Raw genomic sequence first — 17734 nt, forward strand, 5'->3', positions numbered from 1 at the left:
GGACTGGGGTTTTCGGCTCCCGCGCGCGGGGCAATGGCCGCTGGCAATGGTCTACAGTTGCCCTCCATGACCGCCCAGCCCATCCCGCCGTTCCCCGCCGCCAAGGCGATTTCCCTCACCGAACAGCCGCCTGCCATGCTGCTGGCCGCAGGCCGTGGCGAGCGCATGCGGCCGCTGACCGACACCACACCCAAGCCCCTGCTGCAGGTGCAGGGCCGGCCGCTGCTGCAGCACCACCTGCAGGCCCTTGCGCAGGCCGGCGTGCGCCGCGCGGTGGTCAACACGGGCTGGCTGGGCGCGCAGATTCCGGCGCGATTCGGCCCCCAATTCGTGCCTGACAACGGGGGCGAGCCGCTGCAACTGGCCTATTCCCCCGAGCCCGAGCAGGCGCTGGAGACCGCCGGCGGCATTGCGCGCGCGCTGCCGCTGCTGGGCGATGTGTTCTGGCTGGCGGCCGGCGACGTCTACGCGCCGGACTTCGATTTCCCGTTCGAGGCCGCCCGGGAATTCGCGGCCAGCGGCCGCCTGGCCCATCTGTGGCTGGTGCCCAACCCCGAGCACCATCGGCGTGGCGACTTCGGCGTGGACGAACTGGGCCTGGCCTGCGACTGGCCCGAGGGCGACGCCCGCCCGCGCCAGACCTACGGCACCATTGCGCTGCTGCGCGCCGAGCTGTTTGCCGCGCCCTGGTGCGACATCCCGCCCGGCAACCCCGAGGGATGGCGCGTGCCGCTGGTATTGCTGCTGCGCCGCGCCATGGCGGCCGGCCAGGTGGGGGCCAGCCCGTATACCGGCCGCTGGACCGACGTGGGCACGCCCGAGCGGCTGGAACGCCTCAACGCGCCGGGCTGATACACCGCGCGTCGGTGAGTGCGGCCTGGCGATCGGCGGCTTGGCGCCCTGCCCGCTGCGCCTGCAGGCAGCGGCGCGCGCTTCGTGATAGCGTCGCCGGTTCGGCGCAGCGGCGCGCCAGAAAGCCTTTCGATGAGCGTGATCCAGTATGTGATGTTCCTGGCCCTGGTGGGCCTGGCGACGTTTTGCCAGAACCTGACGGGCTTTGCCTTCGGGCTGATCTTCGTGGGCGTGGCCGGTGCCACGCACCTGATGGGCATTGGCGATGCGGCCAACGTGGCCTGCCTGCTGTCCGTGGTCAACGGCGTGGCCTACCTGCGCGCCCACCGCCAGGTGCCGCAGTGGACGCTGCTCAAGCCCATGCTGATCAGCAGCGTCATCGGCGTGATCGGCGGCGTGCTGCTGCTGCAGTGGCTCAGCGGCAATGCGCTGAGCGGGCTGCGCATGCTGCTGGGCCTGGCCATCGTGGCATGCGCGCTGTTGCTGTTGCTGCAAAAGCAGGTCAACGCGCAGGTGTCGGGGCCGGTGTCGCTGTGGGTGGCCGGTGTGGCATCGGGGGTGCTGGGCGGGCTGTTTGCCACGCCGGGCCCGCCCATGGTCTACCACCTGTACCGCCAGCCGCTGGACCGCCTGGTGGTGCGCCAGTGCCTGTTTGCCATGTTCCTCACCTGCGCGCTGCTGCGCCTGGCGATGGTGGCCTGGGAGGGCGAGATCACCGCCAGCGTGCTGCTGGCGGCGGCCCTGGCCTTTCCCGTGGTGACGGTGGTGACCTGGCTGCACATGCGCCATCCGCCCGCCCTGCCCAAGCGGCTGGTCGAATGGATGGTCTGCCTGCTGCTGGTGCTGTCGGGCACCAGCCTGCTGGTGTCGGGCTGGAACGCCAGCCACCCCCAGCCCGTGGTGCCCGATGACGAGATGGCCATGGCCGTACCCCAGCGGTCACCGGCTGCGGCCCCCGCGCCGCGCTGAAAGCAAAAAAGCCCGCCGGGCGGACCGGCGGGCTTTTTTGAAGGGGAAGGAACCGATCAGTTCACGACCTGCTGCAGCGAACCGGCAGCGTACTTGGCAGCCATCTGCTCCAGCGTGTAGCCCTTGATCTTGGCGCCCTGGCCTTCGCAGCCGAACTCGATGTAGCGAGCCTTGCAGATCTGCTTGGCGGCTTCGCGGGCAGGCTTGAGCCATTCGCGGGCATCGAACTTCTCGGGGTTCTCGGCCAGGAACTTGCGCACGGCGCCGGTCATCGCCAGGCGGATGTCGGTGTCGATGTTGATCTTGCGCACGCCGTGCTTGATGGCTTCCTGGATTTCCTCGACGGGCACGCCGTAGGTTTCCTTCATGGCGCCGCCGTACTGGCGGATGATTTCCAGCAGTTCCTGGGGCACGGAGGATGAGCCGTGCATGACCAGGTGGGTGTTGGGCAGGCGCGCGTGGATTTCCTTGACGCGCTGGATGGACAGGATGTCGCCCGTGGGCTTGCGCGTGAACTTGTAGGCGCCGTGGCTGGTGCCGATGGCAATGGCCAGCGCGTCCAGCTGCGTGGCCTTGACGAACTGGGCCGCTTCCTCGGGATCGGTCAGCAGGGCCGAGTGGTCGAGCACGCCTTCGGCGCCCACGCCGTCTTCCTCGCCGGCCATGCCGGTTTCCAGCGAGCCCAGGCAGCCGAGTTCACCTTCGACAGTGGCGCCCAGCTTGTGGGCCATTTCCACGACCTTGCGGGTCACGTCCACGTTGTATTCGAAGGAGGAAGGCGTCTTGCCGTCTTCCATCAGCGAGCCGTCCATCATCACCGAGCCGAAGCCCAGGTTCAGCGCGCCCTGGCAGATGGCGGGCGAGGTGCCGTGGTCCTGGTGCATGACCAGAGGGATGTGGGGATACTGCTCGGCGGCGGCCTGGATGAGGTGCTTGATGAAGGGCTCGCCGGCGTACTTGCGGGCGCCTGCGCTGGCCTGCAGGATGACGGGCGCGCCCACTTCGTCTGCGGCCGACATCACGGCTTGCACCTGCTCCAGGTTGTTGACGTTGAAGGCGGGAAGACCGTAGCCGTTTTCGGCAGCGTGGTCCAGCAGTTCGCGCATCGAAACGAGAGGCATGTGTAGGGTCCGTATCAAGTTGTTGAGAGGGGGATGCCCCTGCCGCATGGCAGCCGCCGCTGCGTCATGGGTGCGCTGCGGGGCCACGGCCGGGGGATCGCGGCAGTAACCGCTTGGTAACTGGCGATTTTAACCAGCTGCCGCCAACCCTGTCCCGGGCATTCCCATGCGGTAGCAGGTCGTGAAGCCTTCGGGCGGCGCGGCCTCGCCAAAGCTTCCCTGGTGGGCGCGCAGCACGCGCGCCACGATCTCGTGGCCCAGGTGCAGGCTGTCCACGGGCGCTGCCGCGCGCTCTGCGCCGTCACGGCGGCCGTCGTCGCAGACCTGCAGCCAGACCTCGCCATCCGGCCCCTGCCCGGCCTGCACTTCGATCTGCGTGCCGTGCGGCGTGTGCTTAAGGGCGTTTTCCACCAGATTGCGCAGCGCCAGCTCCAGCAGCACGGCATTGCCCATCACGCCCAGTGCCTCAGGCGCCTGCACGGACAGGCTGCAGTCGCGCTGCCAGGCCGCCTGCGCATGGGCGGCCACCACCTGCCGGGCCAGCGCTGCCAGGTCCACGGGCACGGGCGGCTCGGCCAGCATGGCGCGGCCGGCGCGCGCCAGTGCCAGCAGCTGGTTGAGCACATGGCCGGCGTGCAGCGCGTCCCGGCCTATCTGCGCCAGCGCCTGGCGCTGGGCCGGGGCGTCCATGGCGCCGGCCGGCGCATCGCCCAGGGCCCGCGCCTGCAAGGCGATGGAGGCCAGCGGCGTGCGCAGTTCATGGGCCACTTCGTTGGCCAGGCTGCGCTCTCGCTCCAGCGCCTCCTGCTGGCGGTCCAGCAAGGTATTGATGGAGTTCACCACGGGCATGAATTCCCGCAGCGCGTGGCGGTGCGAGACGCGCTCGGCCTGGGCCAGATCCAGGCGCTCCACCTCGCGCGAGAGTTCGTTGAGCGGCCGCATGCCCCGGCGAATGGCCAGCCCCAGCGCCAGCGCCACCACGGGCAGCAGCCACAGGCCGGGCTCGACCATCTGGCCGGCAATGTCGTCGGCCAGTTCGTCGCGCTCCTGCAGCTCGATCATCACGCTGACCTTGCGCGCATGGTCGCGGCTCCACTGGGTGAAGCTGCGCCAGGCGCGGCGCTCCGGGCCCAGGCGCAGCGTGGCAAAGCCCTGCTCGGTGTCGAAGGAGGGCTCAGGCGCATCGCCCGTGCGCGAGATGAGCCGGCCCGAGCCATCCCACAGGGCCACGCTCAGCGACTGCTGGTAGTCGTGGGCCATGAGGCCCGGCGGCTCGTGCACGGGCGTAGCCTCACCGTGGTCCACCGCGCCATCCACGTGGAGGTTGAGCACCAGTGCGGCCACACCGGCCAGGTGGCCGTCGGTGAGCTCGTCGGCCTCGTGCACGCCGGTCTGGTAGCCCAACGCCACGAAGCTGGCCCAGACCACGACCAGCGCGCCCAGCATCCAGGCCATCAGATGCCAGATCAGCGAGGGGCGGCGGTCCGGCGCAGTGCTCATGTGTTCTCCACGGGCAGGAAGTAGCCCACGCCACGCATGGTGACGATGCTGGCATTGCCCAGCTTCTTGCGCAGGTGGTGGATGTGGACTTCGACGGCATTGCTTTCCACGGCCGTGCCCCAGCTGTAGAGGTGCTCTTCGATCTGCTGGCGCGAGAGCACGCGCCCGCGCGCCTGCAGCAGCACCCAGAGCACGGAGAACTCGCGCGGCGACATCTCCACCAGCTTCCCGTCGCGGCGCACGGTGCGCGCGGCCGGGTCGACCTCCAGCTCGCCATGGCGGATCACGGGTGCCGCCTGGCCTCCTGCGCGGCGCAGCATGGCGCGCAGCCGCGCCTCCAGCTCGTCGATGTCGAAGGGCTTGACCAGGTAATCGTCGGCACCCAGGTCCAGCCCGGCGATGCGCTCGCGCACCTGGTCGCGCGCGGTCAGGATGAGCACGGGCGTGTTGGGGTCCGGCAGGGCCTGGCTGTCGCCACCCGGGCGGCGCGGGCCCCGCAGGCGGCGCAGGATTTCGCTGCCGTCGCCATCGGGCAGGCCCAGGTCCAGCAGCACGGCATCGAAGCGCTCCATCTCCAGCGCATGCCAGGCCTCGGCCACGGTGGTGCACACATCGACCGCGTAGCGGCGCTGTTCCAGATTGGCCTGCAGGCCTGCGGCAATGCCCGCGTTGTCTTCGACGACCAGTATTCGCATGCGCGCATTGTGCAATGACCGCTGCCGGCTGCGGCGCCAGACGATGGCCGCACGCCGGCGCATGCGTTAAGACGGGTTTAAGCCGCGCTTCTCATGCTGCCGGCCATGCCGACACCTGAACCCCGAGATTTCTCCGCCGCCCCCGCGCAGGGCCCCTCCTTCAAAAGCACCCTGCTGTGGACCCTGGCGGCCCTGGCCGTGGTCCTGGCCTGGGATGCCAGCGCCCTGGACCTGGCCATGGCCCGCTGGTTTGGCGACGCCGATGGCTTTGCGCTGCGTTCGGACTGGTTCTTCGTGAACATCGCCCACGAAAGCGCACGCCGCCTGGCCTGGCTGGTGGTGCTGGGCCTGACGCTGTGCGTCTGGCGGCCCGTGGGCCCGCTGCGCCTGCTGCCCCATGGGCGGCGCGTGCAGCTGGTGGCGGGCATCTTGCTGTCGCTGGCCCTGATCTCGCTGCTCAAGTACACCAGCGCGACCAGCTGCCCCTGGGACCTGGCCGAGTTCGGCGGCGTGGCGCGCCATGTCTCGCACTGGTCGCTGGGCCTGGCCGATGGCGGCCCGGGCCGCTGCTTTCCCGCAGGCCATGCCTCGGCGGGCTTTGCCTTTCTGGCCGGCTATTTCGCGCTGCGCCGCCATGCACCGCGCGCAGCCTGGATCTGGCTGGCCGTCTCGCTGGCCGCAGGCCTGCTGATGGGCCTGGCCCAGCAGATGCGCGGTGCCCATTTCATGAGCCACACGCTGTGGACCGGCTGGCTGTGCTGGACGGCGGGCTGGCTCTTCGACCTGGCGGTCACGCGTGCGCTGCGCACCCGGGACAGCGCGCCCGACTCCCTGTGGCCCGCCGCCAGCCTTCCGCCTTCCGCACCCTGATCGAGCATTGCCATGCTGCCCCTGGACCCCGCCCTGTTCACGCTGCTGAACGCCAACGCGCAAACGCCCGCCATCTCGATCGAGGCGGCGCGCGCCATCTCGTCCTGGCTTCCCTCGCTGTGCGCCCTTCCCGTGATGGCCGGGCTGCTGCGCGGCTCGCCCGCCCTGCGCCGCACCCTGGTGCTGGCCCTGCTGTCCATGCTGGCCGCCTGGGCCGTGGCGCGGCTGATCCGCTGGGGCTTCCCGGCGCCGCGTCCTGCCCAGCTGGGCATGGGCGTGCAATGGGTGGAACACGCGCTGCGGTCCAGCTTTCCGAGCATGCACGCCACGGGCGCCTTTGCCCTGGCCCAGGCGCTGACCCTGGGCTGCACGCGTCACCGCCGCTGGGTCATGGTGTCAGCCTGGTCGCTGGCCCTGGGCATGGCCTGGAGCCGCGTGCACCTGGGCGTGCACTTCCCGTCCGATGTGGTCGGCGGCGCCATCGTGGGCATCTGCAGCGCCACCCTGGTCTGGCATGCCGCGCTGTGGCGCCGCCGTGCAGGCGGGCCGCTGCTGGCACGCCTGGGCTCAGGCACGCTCTGAAACAAAGAACCCGGGAAGGCCTGTGGGCCTGTCCCGGGTCGGTTCAATCACTGACGCGCAGCGGATGCGTGCGCATCAGTTCACACGACATATCTTCAGCATGTTGGTGCCACCGGGCTGGCCCATGGGCTCGCCGCAGGTGATGGCATAGACATCGCCGCTTTGCACGATGTTGCGCGCGCGCAGATGGCCTTCGGCCTGGTCCAGCGCGGTGTCGCGGTCGGCGCTGGTGTCCATGAGCAGGGGGCGCACATTGCGGTACATGGCCATCTTGCGCTGCGTGGAGATCTTGGGCGTGAGCGCGTAGATGGGGATGTGGATGCGGTGGCGGCTCATCCACAGCGCGGTGGAGCCGCTGTCCGTCATGGCGACGATGGCCTTGGCACCCAGGTGGTGGGCCGTGAACAGCGCGCCGATGGCGATCGACTGGTCGATGCGCGAGAACTGGCGGCCGGTGAACTCGGCATCGCTGTCCGGGTCTTCGGCGGCTTCTGCGGCGGCGCAGATCTTGGCCATTTCCTGCACGGTCTCCAGCGGGTACTTGCCGGCGGCGGTCTCGGCGCTGAGCATGACGGCGTCCGTGCCGTCCAGCACGGCGTTGGCCACGTCGCTGACCTCGGCGCGCGTGGGCACGGGGTTGGTGATCATGCTCTCCATCATCTGCGTGGCGGTGATCACGAACTTGTCCATGTCGCGCGCCATGCGGATCATCTTCTTTTGCAGCGCGGGCACGGCCGCGTTGCCCACTTCCACGGCCAGATCGCCACGGGCGACCATGATGCCGTCGGAGACATGCAGGATCTCTTCCAGGCGCGGAATGGCCTCGGCGCGCTCGATCTTGGCGATCAGGCCGGGCTTGTGGCCGTACTGGGCAGCAGCCACGTTGCACAGCTGGCGCGCCATCTCCATATCGGTGGCGTTCTTGGGAAAGCTCACGGCCACGTAGTCGGCCTGAAAGCTCATGGCGGTCTTGATGTCCTCCATGTCCTTGGCCGTCAGCGCCGGGGCCGTCAGGCCGCCGCCCTGCTTGTTGATGCCCTTGTTGTTGGACAGCTCGCCGCCCAGCTTGACGGTGGTGTGCACCTCGTCGCCGCGCACATGGTCCACGGTGAGCACGATCAGGCCGTCGTTGAGCAGCAGCACATCGCCGGGCTTCACGTCGCGCGGCAGCTCCTTGTAGTCAAGGCCCACGCCGCCCAGGTCGCCGGGCGCGGTGCGCGATGCGTCGAGCACGAAGCGCGCGCCGGGCTCCAGCATGACCTTGCCTTCGGCGAACTTGCCGACGCGGATCTTGGGGCCTTGCAGGTCGGCCATGATGGCCACCTCGCGGCCTGCGCGCTGGGCCGCCTCGCGCACCATGGTGGCACGGTCGATGTGGTCCTGCGCCTTGCCGTGGCTGAAATTCAGGCGCACCACGTTGACGCCTTCACGCACCATCTGTTCCAGCAGTTGCGGGTCGCTGGAAGCGGGGCCCAGGGTGGCGACGATCTTGGTGGCACGGCGGACTTGCATGGAATGTCTCTCGCTCAGGGTTTGTAATCGGGTTTCAATTCTCACACGAATGCGGTTACATGAAGGCAACATTCCGGCATGCGGCCAGGGGCCGAAAGCCAGGCCCCAGGCACACCGCAGATCGTGCAGGCGCGGCACGCAGCGCATCGCAAAGCACTGTGGCGCCTGGCCTTTGCCGCTATGGGTTTTGATGCTGCAACGCAGCATCGCCGGCGCAGGCACGCCGCCATGCCTGCCGCCTGTGAAAGCAGTTTTGCCCGGGACGTTCGCAATGCCTGCCGCCCGCGTGTCGAACCCGCGACAGCCTCGCGCCCCTCCTGGCGTTTGAATGCCCTGCGCGCCTTGTTCGACAAACCAACGACAGGAGACAGACATGGGACATGCCCACGACCATGGACACACGCACGACGACGCCCCGCTGATGGAGGATCTGCTCAGGAACGCCCCCAGCAACTGGGGCCGCTGGGGACCCGACGACGAGGTCGGGGCGCTGAACTTCCTCACGCCCGCCGAGGTGCTGCGCGGCGTGTCCCACATCCGCTCGGGCGAGACCTTCACGCTGCAGCGGCTGATCGGCGACCCGCGCGGCGATCCGGTCTGGCCGGGCCGCACACCGGCCGAGCGCACCATGGTGTTTGACGAGTCCAGCTGGGACGGCCCCGATGCACCCCGGTTCCCCGGCGGCCTGCACTATGCCGATGACAAGCTGGACGCCTTCCTGCAGGGATCGACCCAGTACGACGCGCTGGGCCATGTCTGGTACGGCGGGCGCATCTGGAATGGCTATGACGCACGCACCACCGTCGGCGGGCTGGACAAGGCCAGCGTGGAGGCGCTGGGCGCGCGCGGCATCGTGGGGCGCGGCGTGCTGCTGGACATGGCGCGCCACCGCGGCAAGGCAGCGCTGGAGCGTGCCGAGACCTTCACGCACGAAGACCTGATGGCCTGCGCCAAGGCCCAGGGACACACCATAGAAAAGCACGACATCCTGATCGTGCGCACCAATTTCCTGTCGGGCTTCTACGAAGACCAGGCGAGCTTCTACAACGACTTCTGCGAGCCCGGCCTGACCTACTCGCCCGAACTCGTGGACTGGTTCCATGCGATGGAGATCCCCAACCTGGTCACCGACACCATCGCCAACGAAGTCACCATGGACCCCGTGCACGGCGTGGCCCTGCCGCTTCACTGCGCGCTGATGCGCAACCTGGGCGTGACGCTGACCGAGATCTGCGACCTGGAGGCCCTGGCCGACAGCTGCGCGCGCGACGGCCGCTACACCTTTCTGTACGTGGCCGCGCCGCTGAAGATCCACCGCGCCACGGGCTCGCCCGTCAATCCCGTGGTGATCAAATGAGCGCAGCCCCATCGCACGACAGGCCCTGGCTGGGCCTTTACGCGCCGGGCCAGCCGGCCGAGATGCGGCCGCAGTTCGGCAGCATGCTCGACCTGTTCGAAGCCTCGCTGGCTGCGGCACCCGGCTGCGCCATCGTGCGCTACTTCGACGGCGGGCTGAACCTGCGCGAACTCGACCAGGCCGCCAGCGCGCTGGCCCATGCGCTGCAGGCGCGGGGCTTTGCGGCCGGCGACCGGCTGGCCCTCTATACGCAGAACAATCCGGCCTTCGTCATCGGCCTGGTGGCGGCCTGGAAGCTGGGCGGTATCGCCGTGCCGGTCAATCCCATGAACCGGCAGCGCGAGCTGCACTACATCCTGCACAACGCGGGCGCCCAGGCCCTGCTGTGCCTGGACCAGTTGTTCCTGGACGTGGCCCGCGAAGTGCATGCGGCCGGCGGCCTGCCGCTGGCCACCGTGGTCACCACATCGGCGCTGGACTGGCAGACGCGCGGCGATGCGCGCGTGCTCGGCGACGGTCCGCGCCTGCCGGTGGCCGATGGCACGCTGGACCTGCTTGCGCTGGTGCAGGCCGGCGGCCAGCCCGCGCCGCTGGCGCGCCGGCCCGCGGCGGGCGATACGGCCGTGATCACCTACACATCGGGCACCACGGGCCAGCCCAAGGGCGCCATGAACACGCATGGCAACCTGGCCTTCAACGCCCAGACCTACCGCGACTGGATAGGCATCACGGCGGACGACAGCGTGCTGGGTCTGGCGCCGCTGTTCCACATCACCGGCCTGGTCGGCCATGTGGCCCTGGCCCTGCTGGTGCCCTGCCCGCTGGTGCTCAGCCACCGCTTCCATCCCGAGACCATGCTCGAATCCATGCGCGAGCACCGGCCCAGCTTCACCATCGGCGCCATCACCGCCTTCGTGGCGCTGATGAACCACCCGGGCGTCTCGCGCGAGGATTTCCGCAGCTTCAAGGCCTTGTACTCCGGCGGCGCGCCCATTGCCCCGGCCGTGATCCAGGCCTTCGAGCAGCTGTCGGGCCTGGTCATCCACAACGCCTTCGGCATGACCGAGACCTGCTCGCCCACGCACTTCGTGCCGCTGGGCGCGCGGGCGCCGGTGGACCCGGCATCGGGTGCGCTGTCCATCGGCGTGCCGGTCTATGGCACGGTGGTGCGCATCATCGACGACCAGCACCGCGAGGCCGCGCCGGGCGAGATCGGCGAGATCGTCTCGGCCGGCCCGCAGATCATGTCCGGCTACTGGAACCTGCCCGAAGCCACGGCCGACGCCATGTTCGAGGGCGGGCTGCGCACGGGCGACGTGGGCTTCATGGACGAGCGCGGCTGGTTCTACCTGGTGGACCGCAAGAAGGACATGATCAACGCCGCCGGCTACAAGGTCTGGCCGCGCGAGGTCGAGGACGTGCTCTACACCCATCCCGCCGTGCGCGAGGCCGCCGTCATCGGCGTGCCAGACGACTACCGGGGCGAGACCGTCAAGGCCGTGGTCTCGCTGAAAGCGGGCCGGCAGGCCGCGCCCGAGGAACTCATCGCCCATTGCAAGGCGCACATGGCCGCCTACAAGGTGCCGCGCATCGTCGAGCTGCGCGAGGAACTGCCCAAGACCGTGACCGGAAAGATTCTGCGCAGGCAGCTGCGCTGAGGCCTCCTGCATCGCTCTGCAGAATCAGACGGGGCCGCATTGACCCGGCAGGCGGCCCCTCTCTAGCATCGCCTGTTCATATCTGCGCCCCCCCCCCGGGTTCGCAGACAGCAGCCAGAACATCCGGTGCCCCTTGGTTTCGCATGCTCAGCCAACCCGTCCACCGCTTTGCCATGCCACCAGAAAATCCAACATGCTCGACCGGCGACATTTTGTTCTGAGCGCCCTCGCCTCCTCGGCCCTGACCGCCTGCGGCGGCGGCGCACCCGCCAACCGCTACTTCCAGACACCCCTGCTCGCCAGCCATGCTGGCTACGGCGCGCGCTTCACGGAACCCGACTTCGTCAACGGCTGGGGCATTGCCATCCGCCCGGCCGGCGCAGGCGGCCACTTCTGGATTGGCGGCGGTGGCACTTCCTGGCAATTCCTGGGTGACGTCTCGCGCTCGTCCGAGCCAAGCCTGCGCACACTGCGCCAGGACGGCCTTCGCAAGGTGGCCGTGCCCCAGTCGGACTCCCGGATCGACGACGGCAGCGCGGGCAAGGTCACTGGCGTGGTCTACCACGGCGCGCCCCTGGAATCCCACCTGTTCCGCGTGCGCAGCCAGCCCGCAGGCGGGCGACTGCTCGACGGCGCGGCGCGCTTCGTCTTCGTGACCGACAGCGGCAGCGTCAGTGCCTGGACCGAGCGCGACGCCGAGACGGGCGCCATCGTGCGCGTGGACGGCCCAGCCGTCGAGGTCTTCGATGGCACGGGCCGGGGCATGGCCTTCTTCGGCGCGGCCCTGCATACGGGCCGCTGGGACCGTCTGTGGCTGGCCGATTTCGGCGACCAGCCTCAGATCCGCACACTGGACGCGCAGTGGCAGCTCACCCCCACCCAGGGCTTCGTCAACCCCTTCGCCAGCGGCCCTGCCGGCGTTGCCAGACCTGGCGATCCCGTGCCGTTCAACATCCAGGTTGTCAACGACGGCTCAAGAGACCGCGTCTTCGTGCTCTACGCCATGAGCCAGCCCGACCCCGAGGACGCCAGCGCCTTCTTCGCGGGTGAGGAAGATGCCATGGATGCAGAGCGCGAGGCCGCAACCGGCAACCGCCCCGCGCGCGGCAAGCTGGCCGAGTTCGATCTGGACGGCCGCCTGCAGCGGATCTATTCAGACGATGGCAGGCTCAACGCCCCCTGGGGCGTGGCCATCGCACCGCCCGACTTCGGGCCGCTATCGGGCCGGTTGCTGGTGGGCAACTTCGGCGGCGCGGGCCGCATCTGCGCCTTCGACCTGGACAGCGGCAGCTACGTGGACGAGCTGCGCGATGGCCAGGATCGCCCGGTCGCCATACCGGGCCTGTGGGCGCTGCAGTTCGGCAACGGCGTGGCCCTGGGCGACAGCAACGCCCTGTACTTCGCGGCCGGCCCCAAGGATGAGACCGAAGGCTTGTTCGGCTCGCTGAGGTTTGGCTAGAGTCACACCAGCCCGTGCGAGAGCAGATAGGTGATCGCATGGGCCACCATGGCCGCCTCCAGGCCATAGCGCCAGAACAGGAAGCCGCCCACGGCGCCGTGGACGATTTCGAACAGCAGCAGCTGCAGCACCAGCGCGTCCGACAGGCCGCCCCAGGTACCCCAGGCCAGCGCCAGCTGCAGCAAGCCCCAGAGCAGGGCCGACAGCATCACCGACCACCAGCCCAGCATCCAGCCCGGGCGGCGATCGGTGCGCCCGCTCAGCCGCCACAGCAGCCACATCACCAGCGTCATGCCGCCCAGGCGCATCACCAGCTCGGCCGTGATGCCCGCGTACAGGATCTTGGCGCCCAGCGGCATGGCGTAGACGGGGTCGATCAGGGTCAGGTCGTCGGGCCAGGCCAGGGCCAGGGTCACCAGCCAGGCCGCGCCGACCACGCCGCCGGCCAGCCCCGGCAGCGTGAGGTAGCGCACGGCGCGCTGGGGCGAACGCCCGGCCACCCAGGTGGTCAACAGCGGTGCGGACAGGCCCAGCCTTGGCCCCAGCCACACCCCGACGCCCACGGGCAGAGCCAGCAGCGCGGCCATCACGCCAATGCCGGCGAGCGGCGTGGCCAGCGGCTCCACGGGCAGGCCCAGCAGGCGCATCCAGTCGGGCAGCACGAACCAGGCCATGGCCGCCACGCCGGGCAGGCCCAGCAGCCAGAGCACCGTGAAGATGCGCCAGCTCAGCCGTGGCAGCGCGGGTGGGACATAGGCCGATGGGGCGGGCATGAGGGTGGACACGGGGCCGGTGGTGGGCAGGCTGGCGTTGTCAGTCACGCATCAAGGCTTCTATCTCGTCGGGCTCAACGGGCACACCGCGCGTGATCAGCTCGCAGCCCGTCTCGGTGACGATGGCATCGTCCTCGATGCGGATGCCGATGTTGTGGAACTGCTCGGGCACGCCGGCCGCAGGGCGCACGTAGATGCCCGGCTCGATGGTGGTGCACATTCCCGGGCGCAGGATGCGGCTGGGGCGGTTGGTGATGGTCTCGCCCGACAGCGGGTCCTTGCGCTCGTGCGACTGGCCCAGCTCCGAGGGCTCCACATAGCTGCCGCAGTCGTGCACGTCCATGCCCAGCCAGTGGCCCGTGCGGTGCATGTAGAACTGGAAGAAGGCGCGCTGCTCGATCACGTCCTGGGCGTTGCCATAGACCTTTCTGTCCAGCAGGCCCAGGTCCAGCATGCCCTGCGCCAGCACGGCCACGGTGGCGTCGTGCGGATCGTTGAAACGCGCACCGGCGCGCGTGGCCGCCACGGCGGCCTTCTGGCTGTCCAGCACCAGCTCGTAGAGCGCGCGCTGCGGGCCGGTGAAGCGGCCATCGGCGGGGAAAGTGCGCGTGATGTCGCTGGCGTAGCCGTCGAGCTCGCAGCCCGCGTCGATCAGCACCAGCTCGCCCGCGTGCACGGGCGCCTTGTCGGCCTGGTAGTGCAGCACGCAGGCGTTGGCGCCGGCCGCCACGATGGAGCCGTAGGCCACGTACTGCGAGCCCTGCTGGCGGAATTCATGCAGCAGTTCGGCGTCGAGGTGGTATTCGCGCACCTCCTGGCCTGCGCGCAGCATGCGTGCCGAGCGCTGCATGGCGCGGATATGGGCCTGGGCGCTGATGGCGGCGGCGCGGCGCATGATGTCCTGCTCATGCGCGTCCTTGACCAGGCGCATCTCGTCCAGCAGCGTGCACAGGTCGCCCTGCTCGGCCGGGCACAGCGCGCCGAAGCGCACGCGCGCGCGCACCTGGCCCAGCCAGCCTTCCACGCGCACGGCCAGGCCTTCATGCGTGGCGAACGGATACCAGAGGCGGCCCCGGTTCTCCAGCAGGCGGGGCAGGCGCGTATCGATCTCGGCGCTGGAAAACGCCTGGCTCACGCCCAGCGTGGCCACGGCGGCCTCGGGACCCAGGCGGATGCCGTCCCAGATTTCGCGCTCCAGGTCCTTGGGCTGGCAGAACAGCACGCTGGTGCCGTCGGCGGCCAGCACCAGGCAGGCATTGGGCTCGGCAAAGCCGGTCAGGTAGTAGAAGTAGCTGTCGTGGCGGTACAGGTAGCCGGTGTCCCGGTTGCGCTGGCGCTCGGGAGCGGTGGGAATGATGGCGATGCCGCCAGCGCCCAACTGGGCGGCCAAGCGTGCGCGGCGTTGAGCGTAAACAGATGTCATACAGCTATCGTACTGCCGTCCGGGGTTCTCCACAGTCCCCTGAACAGGGGAACTTGGGGTCGGACAGCAGGCGTCAGGCTGGATTCAGTGCAGGCACCGTCACTGCCCCAGGGCGCGCCGGTTCCAGGGCGCCTTCATCAGAACGCGCGCCAATCCGCAAAAGCCCGTGGCACCGGCCACGATCAGGCCGCAGCCCACGAAGGCCGACAGCAGGTGCCACCACGGGGACACCGTGGCGCCGAGCACGGCGCCCAGCAGCGCCAGTCCGCCCGCGCCCAGTTGCACCTGGCGCTGCAGCTCCATCGGCTGGCGGCTGTCGCGCAGCACGGGCAGGCCTTGTGCCTTCCAGGCGTCCAGGCCGCCGTCGAGCACATGGCCGGCACAGCCGGGCGGCAAGGCTGCCGCCAGGGCCTGGGCATTGAGACGCGTGCGGTGGCCGGAGCGGCAGTGAAAGACCACGGCGGCGGGCGCGCCGGCCAGGGCTCCTGCCGCCAGGCGATCCATGGGCAAGCTGCGGGCGCCGCCTATGCGTTCGCGCGCATGTTCGTCCGGCGCGCGGATGTCGATGAGCCAGGCGCCCTGCTCCTGCATCTGGCGGGCGGCTTGGGAGGAGACGGAGGAAAGAGACATGGATCAGCTCCTTGGGAACAGAGGATTTCAGGCGCAGAAGATGCTCTTGAGCGTGGCCACCAGCTTTTGCACATCGGGATTGGCGATGCGGTAGTACAGCGTCTGCGACTCGCGGCGGTAGGCGACCAGACCCTCTTCGCGCATGCGGGCCAGATGCTGGGACAGGGCCGACTGGCTCAGCGGGATCTGCTGCAGCAATTCGCCCACGGACAGCTCGCCATGCTCGATCAGCAGGCACAGCACCAGCAGGCGCCTCTCGTTGCCCACGGCGCGCAGCAGCGCGGCGGCACGTGCAGCGCCCTGCTGCAAAAAGGCCTGTTCGGGAGAGAGCGTCGGTTCGGTCATGGTTGATCAAGAACAATCTAATTTAGCAAATTCTAATATAATTGCCGACAGGCTGCACACGAGCCATCGAACCAGGAGTGCCTTCATGACATCACCGCTGCGCATTGCACCGTTCTTCGACGCCAACACCCACACCGTGACCTACCTGGCCTGGGACGCGGACACGGCCGAGGCCGCCGTCATCGACCCCGTGCTCGACTACGACCACGCCAGCGGCCAGGCCCACACCGGCTCGGCCGATGCCGTGCTGGACGCCGCGCAGGCCCAGGGCCTGCGAGTGCGCTGGATTCTGGAAACCCATGCCCATGCCGATCACCTCAGCGCAGCCCCGTACCTGCGCGAGCGCACGGGCGCCCCGATTGCCGTGGGCGAGCACATCCGCGAGGTGCAGCGCATCTTCCGCCCCGTCTTCAACCTGCCCGCGTCCGGCAGCGACCAGCCCTTCGACCGGCTGCTGGCCGACGGCGACAGCCTGCCGCTGGGCGGGCTGCGCATCGAGGTGATGCACACGCCCGGCCATACGCCGGCCTGCGTGTCCTACCGCATCGCGGACGCGGTCTTCGTGGGCGATACGCTGTTCATGCCCGACTACGGCACGGCGCGCGCCGACTTCCCCGGCGGCGACGCGGGCACGCTGTTCCGCTCCATCCAGCGCCTGCTGGCCCTGCCGCCCGCAACGCGATTGTTCATGTGCCATGACTACAAGGCGCCGGGCCGCGACCGCCATGCCTGGGAAACCACGGTGGACGCGCAACGCGCCGGCAATGTGCATGTGCACACGGGCGTGGACGAAGCCAGCTTCGTGGCCATGCGCAACCAGCGAGACGCCACGCTGTCCGCGCCCGCCCTGCTGCTGCCCGCCATCCAGGTCAACATGCACGCAGGCCATTGGCCTGCGGCCGAGGCCAATGGCGTGCACTACCTCAAAATCCCGCTGCGCATGAAGCATCGGCCCCAGGCAGCGGACGCAAAGCAGGCGTAGAGTCGTCCGTTGCCTCTCCCACCCCTCTTGCGACACCCCAGGACAAAGGACCTTCCATGATCCACAGCGCCCACGCCACCAGCACGGACACCCCCTATCGCGTCACGCTCGGCGACCCCCAAGGCCACAGCTGGCATGTGGACGAGCCTGCGGACAAGGGCGGCGGCGACACGGCGCCCAACCCGCTGCAGCTGCTGCTGTCGGCCCTGGGCGCCTGCACCACGGTCACGCTTCAGATGTACGCGGCGCGCAAGCAGTGGAAGCTGGAGCAGGTGGACGTGCAACTGCGCCTGAACCCCGAAGGCACGCCGGCCAGCGGCAACCTGATCGAGCGCCAGATCACGCTGCAAGGCGCGCTGGACGACGAGCAGCGCCAGCGCCTGCTGCAGGTGGCCGAGGCCTGCCCCGTGCACAAGCTGCTGGCCGGCGAGGTGCACATCCAGACCGCGCTGCAGCTGCCGGCCTGAGCGTGCGCCAGGCCATCATGCAAAAAGCCCTGCAGCTGTCAGGCCGCAGGGCTTTTGGGAGTGGGTGGGGACATGGCCGGCGTCAGGCTTGGCTGACCTCGATCTCCCCGGTATCGACATAGAGCTCGAACTCGCGCTTGGCCAGCGACACGGTGATCGGCTGCTCGTCCTGGGTCCAGGACAGCACATAGCTTCCGATGGCCGTGGCCACCTGCACACGGGTGCCGCGCGGAATGTCTTCCAGGGGGCCGTCGCCTACCCGGTGCTGCACATTGCCGGTGACCGTGGCTTCGAACTTCTCGGGGAATCGCTGGACTTCCACGGCGCTCTGGACCGCCTCTTCAGCGGCTTCGGCTTGCGTCTGTACGGATGTATTCATGGCGGTTTCTCCTGTAAGAGTGAGGCCGGCGCCCGCCAAAATGGCGGGCGCCGGTCCGTTCTTCGAATGTAAACAATGTTCCTGAGAACGCGCTGTCAGCGAACAGGCCCAATCGATGCGAGCCGCGTTTGCCTGCTTCGCCGCACTGCACGACACTGGT

At 69.2% G+C, this 17734-nt stretch carries 18 protein-coding genes; 9 read left to right on the top strand and 9 right to left on the bottom strand.

The annotated features are described in order from the left end of the window. The first annotated feature begins 66 nt into the window (after nt 1-66). A complete protein-coding gene (locus JHD82_RS08315; RefSeq protein ID WP_199135955.1) occupies nt 67-852 on the top strand; it encodes a nucleotidyltransferase family protein in 786 nt (261 codons plus the stop codon). A gap of 132 nt (nt 853-984) precedes the next feature. After that, a complete protein-coding gene (locus JHD82_RS08320) occupies nt 985-1821 on the top strand; it encodes a sulfite exporter TauE/SafE family protein (protein ID WP_012202868.1) in 837 nt (278 codons plus the stop codon). A gap of 56 nt (nt 1822-1877) precedes the next feature. Here the strand turns inward: JHD82_RS08320 and fba are convergent, their stop codons facing one another. From fba to JHD82_RS08335, 3 genes are all read right to left on the bottom strand, one after another. Continuing rightward, nucleotides 1878-2942: a class II fructose-bisphosphate aldolase gene (gene fba / locus JHD82_RS08325; RefSeq protein ID WP_013804528.1), complete on the bottom strand. Its 1065-nt coding sequence runs from the start codon at nt 2940-2942 to the stop codon at nt 1878-1880. A gap of 129 nt (nt 2943-3071) precedes the next feature. Further along, nucleotides 3072-4442, bottom strand: coding sequence for a sensor histidine kinase (locus JHD82_RS08330; RefSeq protein ID WP_012202866.1), 1371 nt, complete (start codon nt 4440-4442; stop codon nt 3072-3074). Continuing rightward, complete coding sequence (locus tag JHD82_RS08335) at nt 4439-5137, bottom strand: response regulator transcription factor (RefSeq protein ID WP_043783171.1); 699 nt, start codon at nt 5135-5137, stop codon at nt 4439-4441. The genes JHD82_RS08330 and JHD82_RS08335 overlap by 4 nt, the downstream gene beginning before the upstream one ends. A 93-nt stretch (nt 5138-5230) precedes the next feature. Here JHD82_RS08335 and JHD82_RS08340 point away from each other — a divergent pair, with 93 nt between their 5' ends. Together JHD82_RS08340 and JHD82_RS08345 are read left to right on the top strand one after the other, a co-directional pair. Continuing rightward, entirely contained in the window at nt 5231-6007 is a 777-nt protein-coding gene (locus tag JHD82_RS08340; RefSeq protein ID WP_199135956.1) for a phosphatase PAP2 family protein, read from the top strand. 12 nt (nt 6008-6019) lie between these two features. After that, the gene (locus tag JHD82_RS08345; RefSeq protein WP_034389851.1) at nt 6020-6589 is read left to right on the top strand and encodes a phosphatase PAP2 family protein; all 570 of its coding nucleotides are present in this window, start codon (nt 6020-6022) and stop codon (nt 6587-6589) included. Nucleotides 6590-6664: 75 nt separating this feature from the next. Here the strand turns inward: JHD82_RS08345 and pyk are convergent, their stop codons facing one another. After that, nucleotides 6665-8101 carry a pyruvate kinase gene (gene pyk / locus JHD82_RS08350; protein ID WP_012202862.1) on the bottom strand — a complete coding sequence of 479 codons (1437 nt, stop codon included), beginning with the start codon at nt 8099-8101 and terminating at the stop codon, nt 6665-6667. A 373-nt stretch (nt 8102-8474) separates the two neighbouring features. On the opposite strand from pyk, the gene JHD82_RS08355 reads away from it, so the two are divergent. The 3 genes from JHD82_RS08355 (at nt 8475) to JHD82_RS08365 (ending at nt 12575) form a co-directional block, all read left to right on the top strand. Continuing rightward, nucleotides 8475-9458, top strand: coding sequence for a cyclase family protein (locus tag JHD82_RS08355; RefSeq protein ID WP_013804533.1), 984 nt, complete (start codon nt 8475-8477; stop codon nt 9456-9458). Further along, complete coding sequence (locus JHD82_RS08360; RefSeq protein WP_199135957.1) at nt 9455-11116, top strand: AMP-binding protein; 1662 nt, start codon at nt 9455-9457, stop codon at nt 11114-11116. Before JHD82_RS08355 ends, JHD82_RS08360 begins: the two co-directional genes overlap by 4 nt. Nucleotides 11117-11309: 193 nt before the next feature. Next, the gene (locus JHD82_RS08365; RefSeq protein WP_199135958.1) at nt 11310-12575 is read left to right on the top strand and encodes a TIGR03118 family protein; all 1266 of its coding nucleotides are present in this window, start codon (nt 11310-11312) and stop codon (nt 12573-12575) included. 2 nt (nt 12576-12577) lie between these two features. Here JHD82_RS08365 and JHD82_RS08370 read toward each other — a convergent pair whose 3' ends face one another. The 4 genes from JHD82_RS08370 to JHD82_RS08385 form a co-directional block, all read right to left on the bottom strand. Next, nucleotides 12578-13396 carry an abortive infection protein gene (locus JHD82_RS08370; RefSeq protein WP_065346862.1) on the bottom strand — a complete coding sequence of 273 codons (819 nt, stop codon included), beginning with the start codon at nt 13394-13396 and terminating at the stop codon, nt 12578-12580. Continuing rightward, on the bottom strand, nt 13389-14771 hold the full coding sequence (locus JHD82_RS08375) for an aminopeptidase P N-terminal domain-containing protein (protein WP_012202857.1): 1383 nt from the start codon (nt 14769-14771) through the stop codon (nt 13389-13391). Before JHD82_RS08375 ends, JHD82_RS08370 begins: the two co-directional genes overlap by 8 nt. A gap of 99 nt (nt 14772-14870) precedes the next feature. Next, the gene (locus JHD82_RS08380; RefSeq protein WP_199135959.1) at nt 14871-15401 is read right to left on the bottom strand and encodes a rhodanese family protein; all 531 of its coding nucleotides are present in this window, start codon (nt 15399-15401) and stop codon (nt 14871-14873) included. Between the two features lie 27 nt (nt 15402-15428). After that, on the bottom strand, nt 15429-15746 hold the full coding sequence (locus JHD82_RS08385) for a helix-turn-helix transcriptional regulator (protein WP_012202855.1): 318 nt from the start codon (nt 15744-15746) through the stop codon (nt 15429-15431). Nucleotides 15747-15831: 85 nt separating this feature from the next. Here JHD82_RS08385 and JHD82_RS08390 point away from each other — a divergent pair, with 85 nt between their 5' ends. Both JHD82_RS08390 and JHD82_RS08395 read left to right on the top strand, forming a co-directional pair. After that, the gene (locus tag JHD82_RS08390) at nt 15832-16728 is read left to right on the top strand and encodes an MBL fold metallo-hydrolase (RefSeq protein ID WP_012202854.1); all 897 of its coding nucleotides are present in this window, start codon (nt 15832-15834) and stop codon (nt 16726-16728) included. A gap of 56 nt (nt 16729-16784) precedes the next feature. Next, nucleotides 16785-17195 carry an OsmC family protein gene (locus tag JHD82_RS08395; protein ID WP_012202853.1) on the top strand — a complete coding sequence of 137 codons (411 nt, stop codon included), beginning with the start codon at nt 16785-16787 and terminating at the stop codon, nt 17193-17195. Between the two features lie 82 nt (nt 17196-17277). Here JHD82_RS08395 and JHD82_RS08400 read toward each other — a convergent pair whose 3' ends face one another. Next, on the bottom strand, nt 17278-17574 hold the full coding sequence (locus JHD82_RS08400; RefSeq protein ID WP_012202852.1) for a hypothetical protein: 297 nt from the start codon (nt 17572-17574) through the stop codon (nt 17278-17280). Nucleotides 17575-17734: the final 160 nt, after the last annotated feature.

Origin of the sequence: Delftia sp. ASV31 (genome assembly GCF_016428765.1) — a bacterium.
GTDB lineage: Bacteria > Pseudomonadota > Gammaproteobacteria > Burkholderiales > Burkholderiaceae_C > Comamonas > Comamonas acidovorans.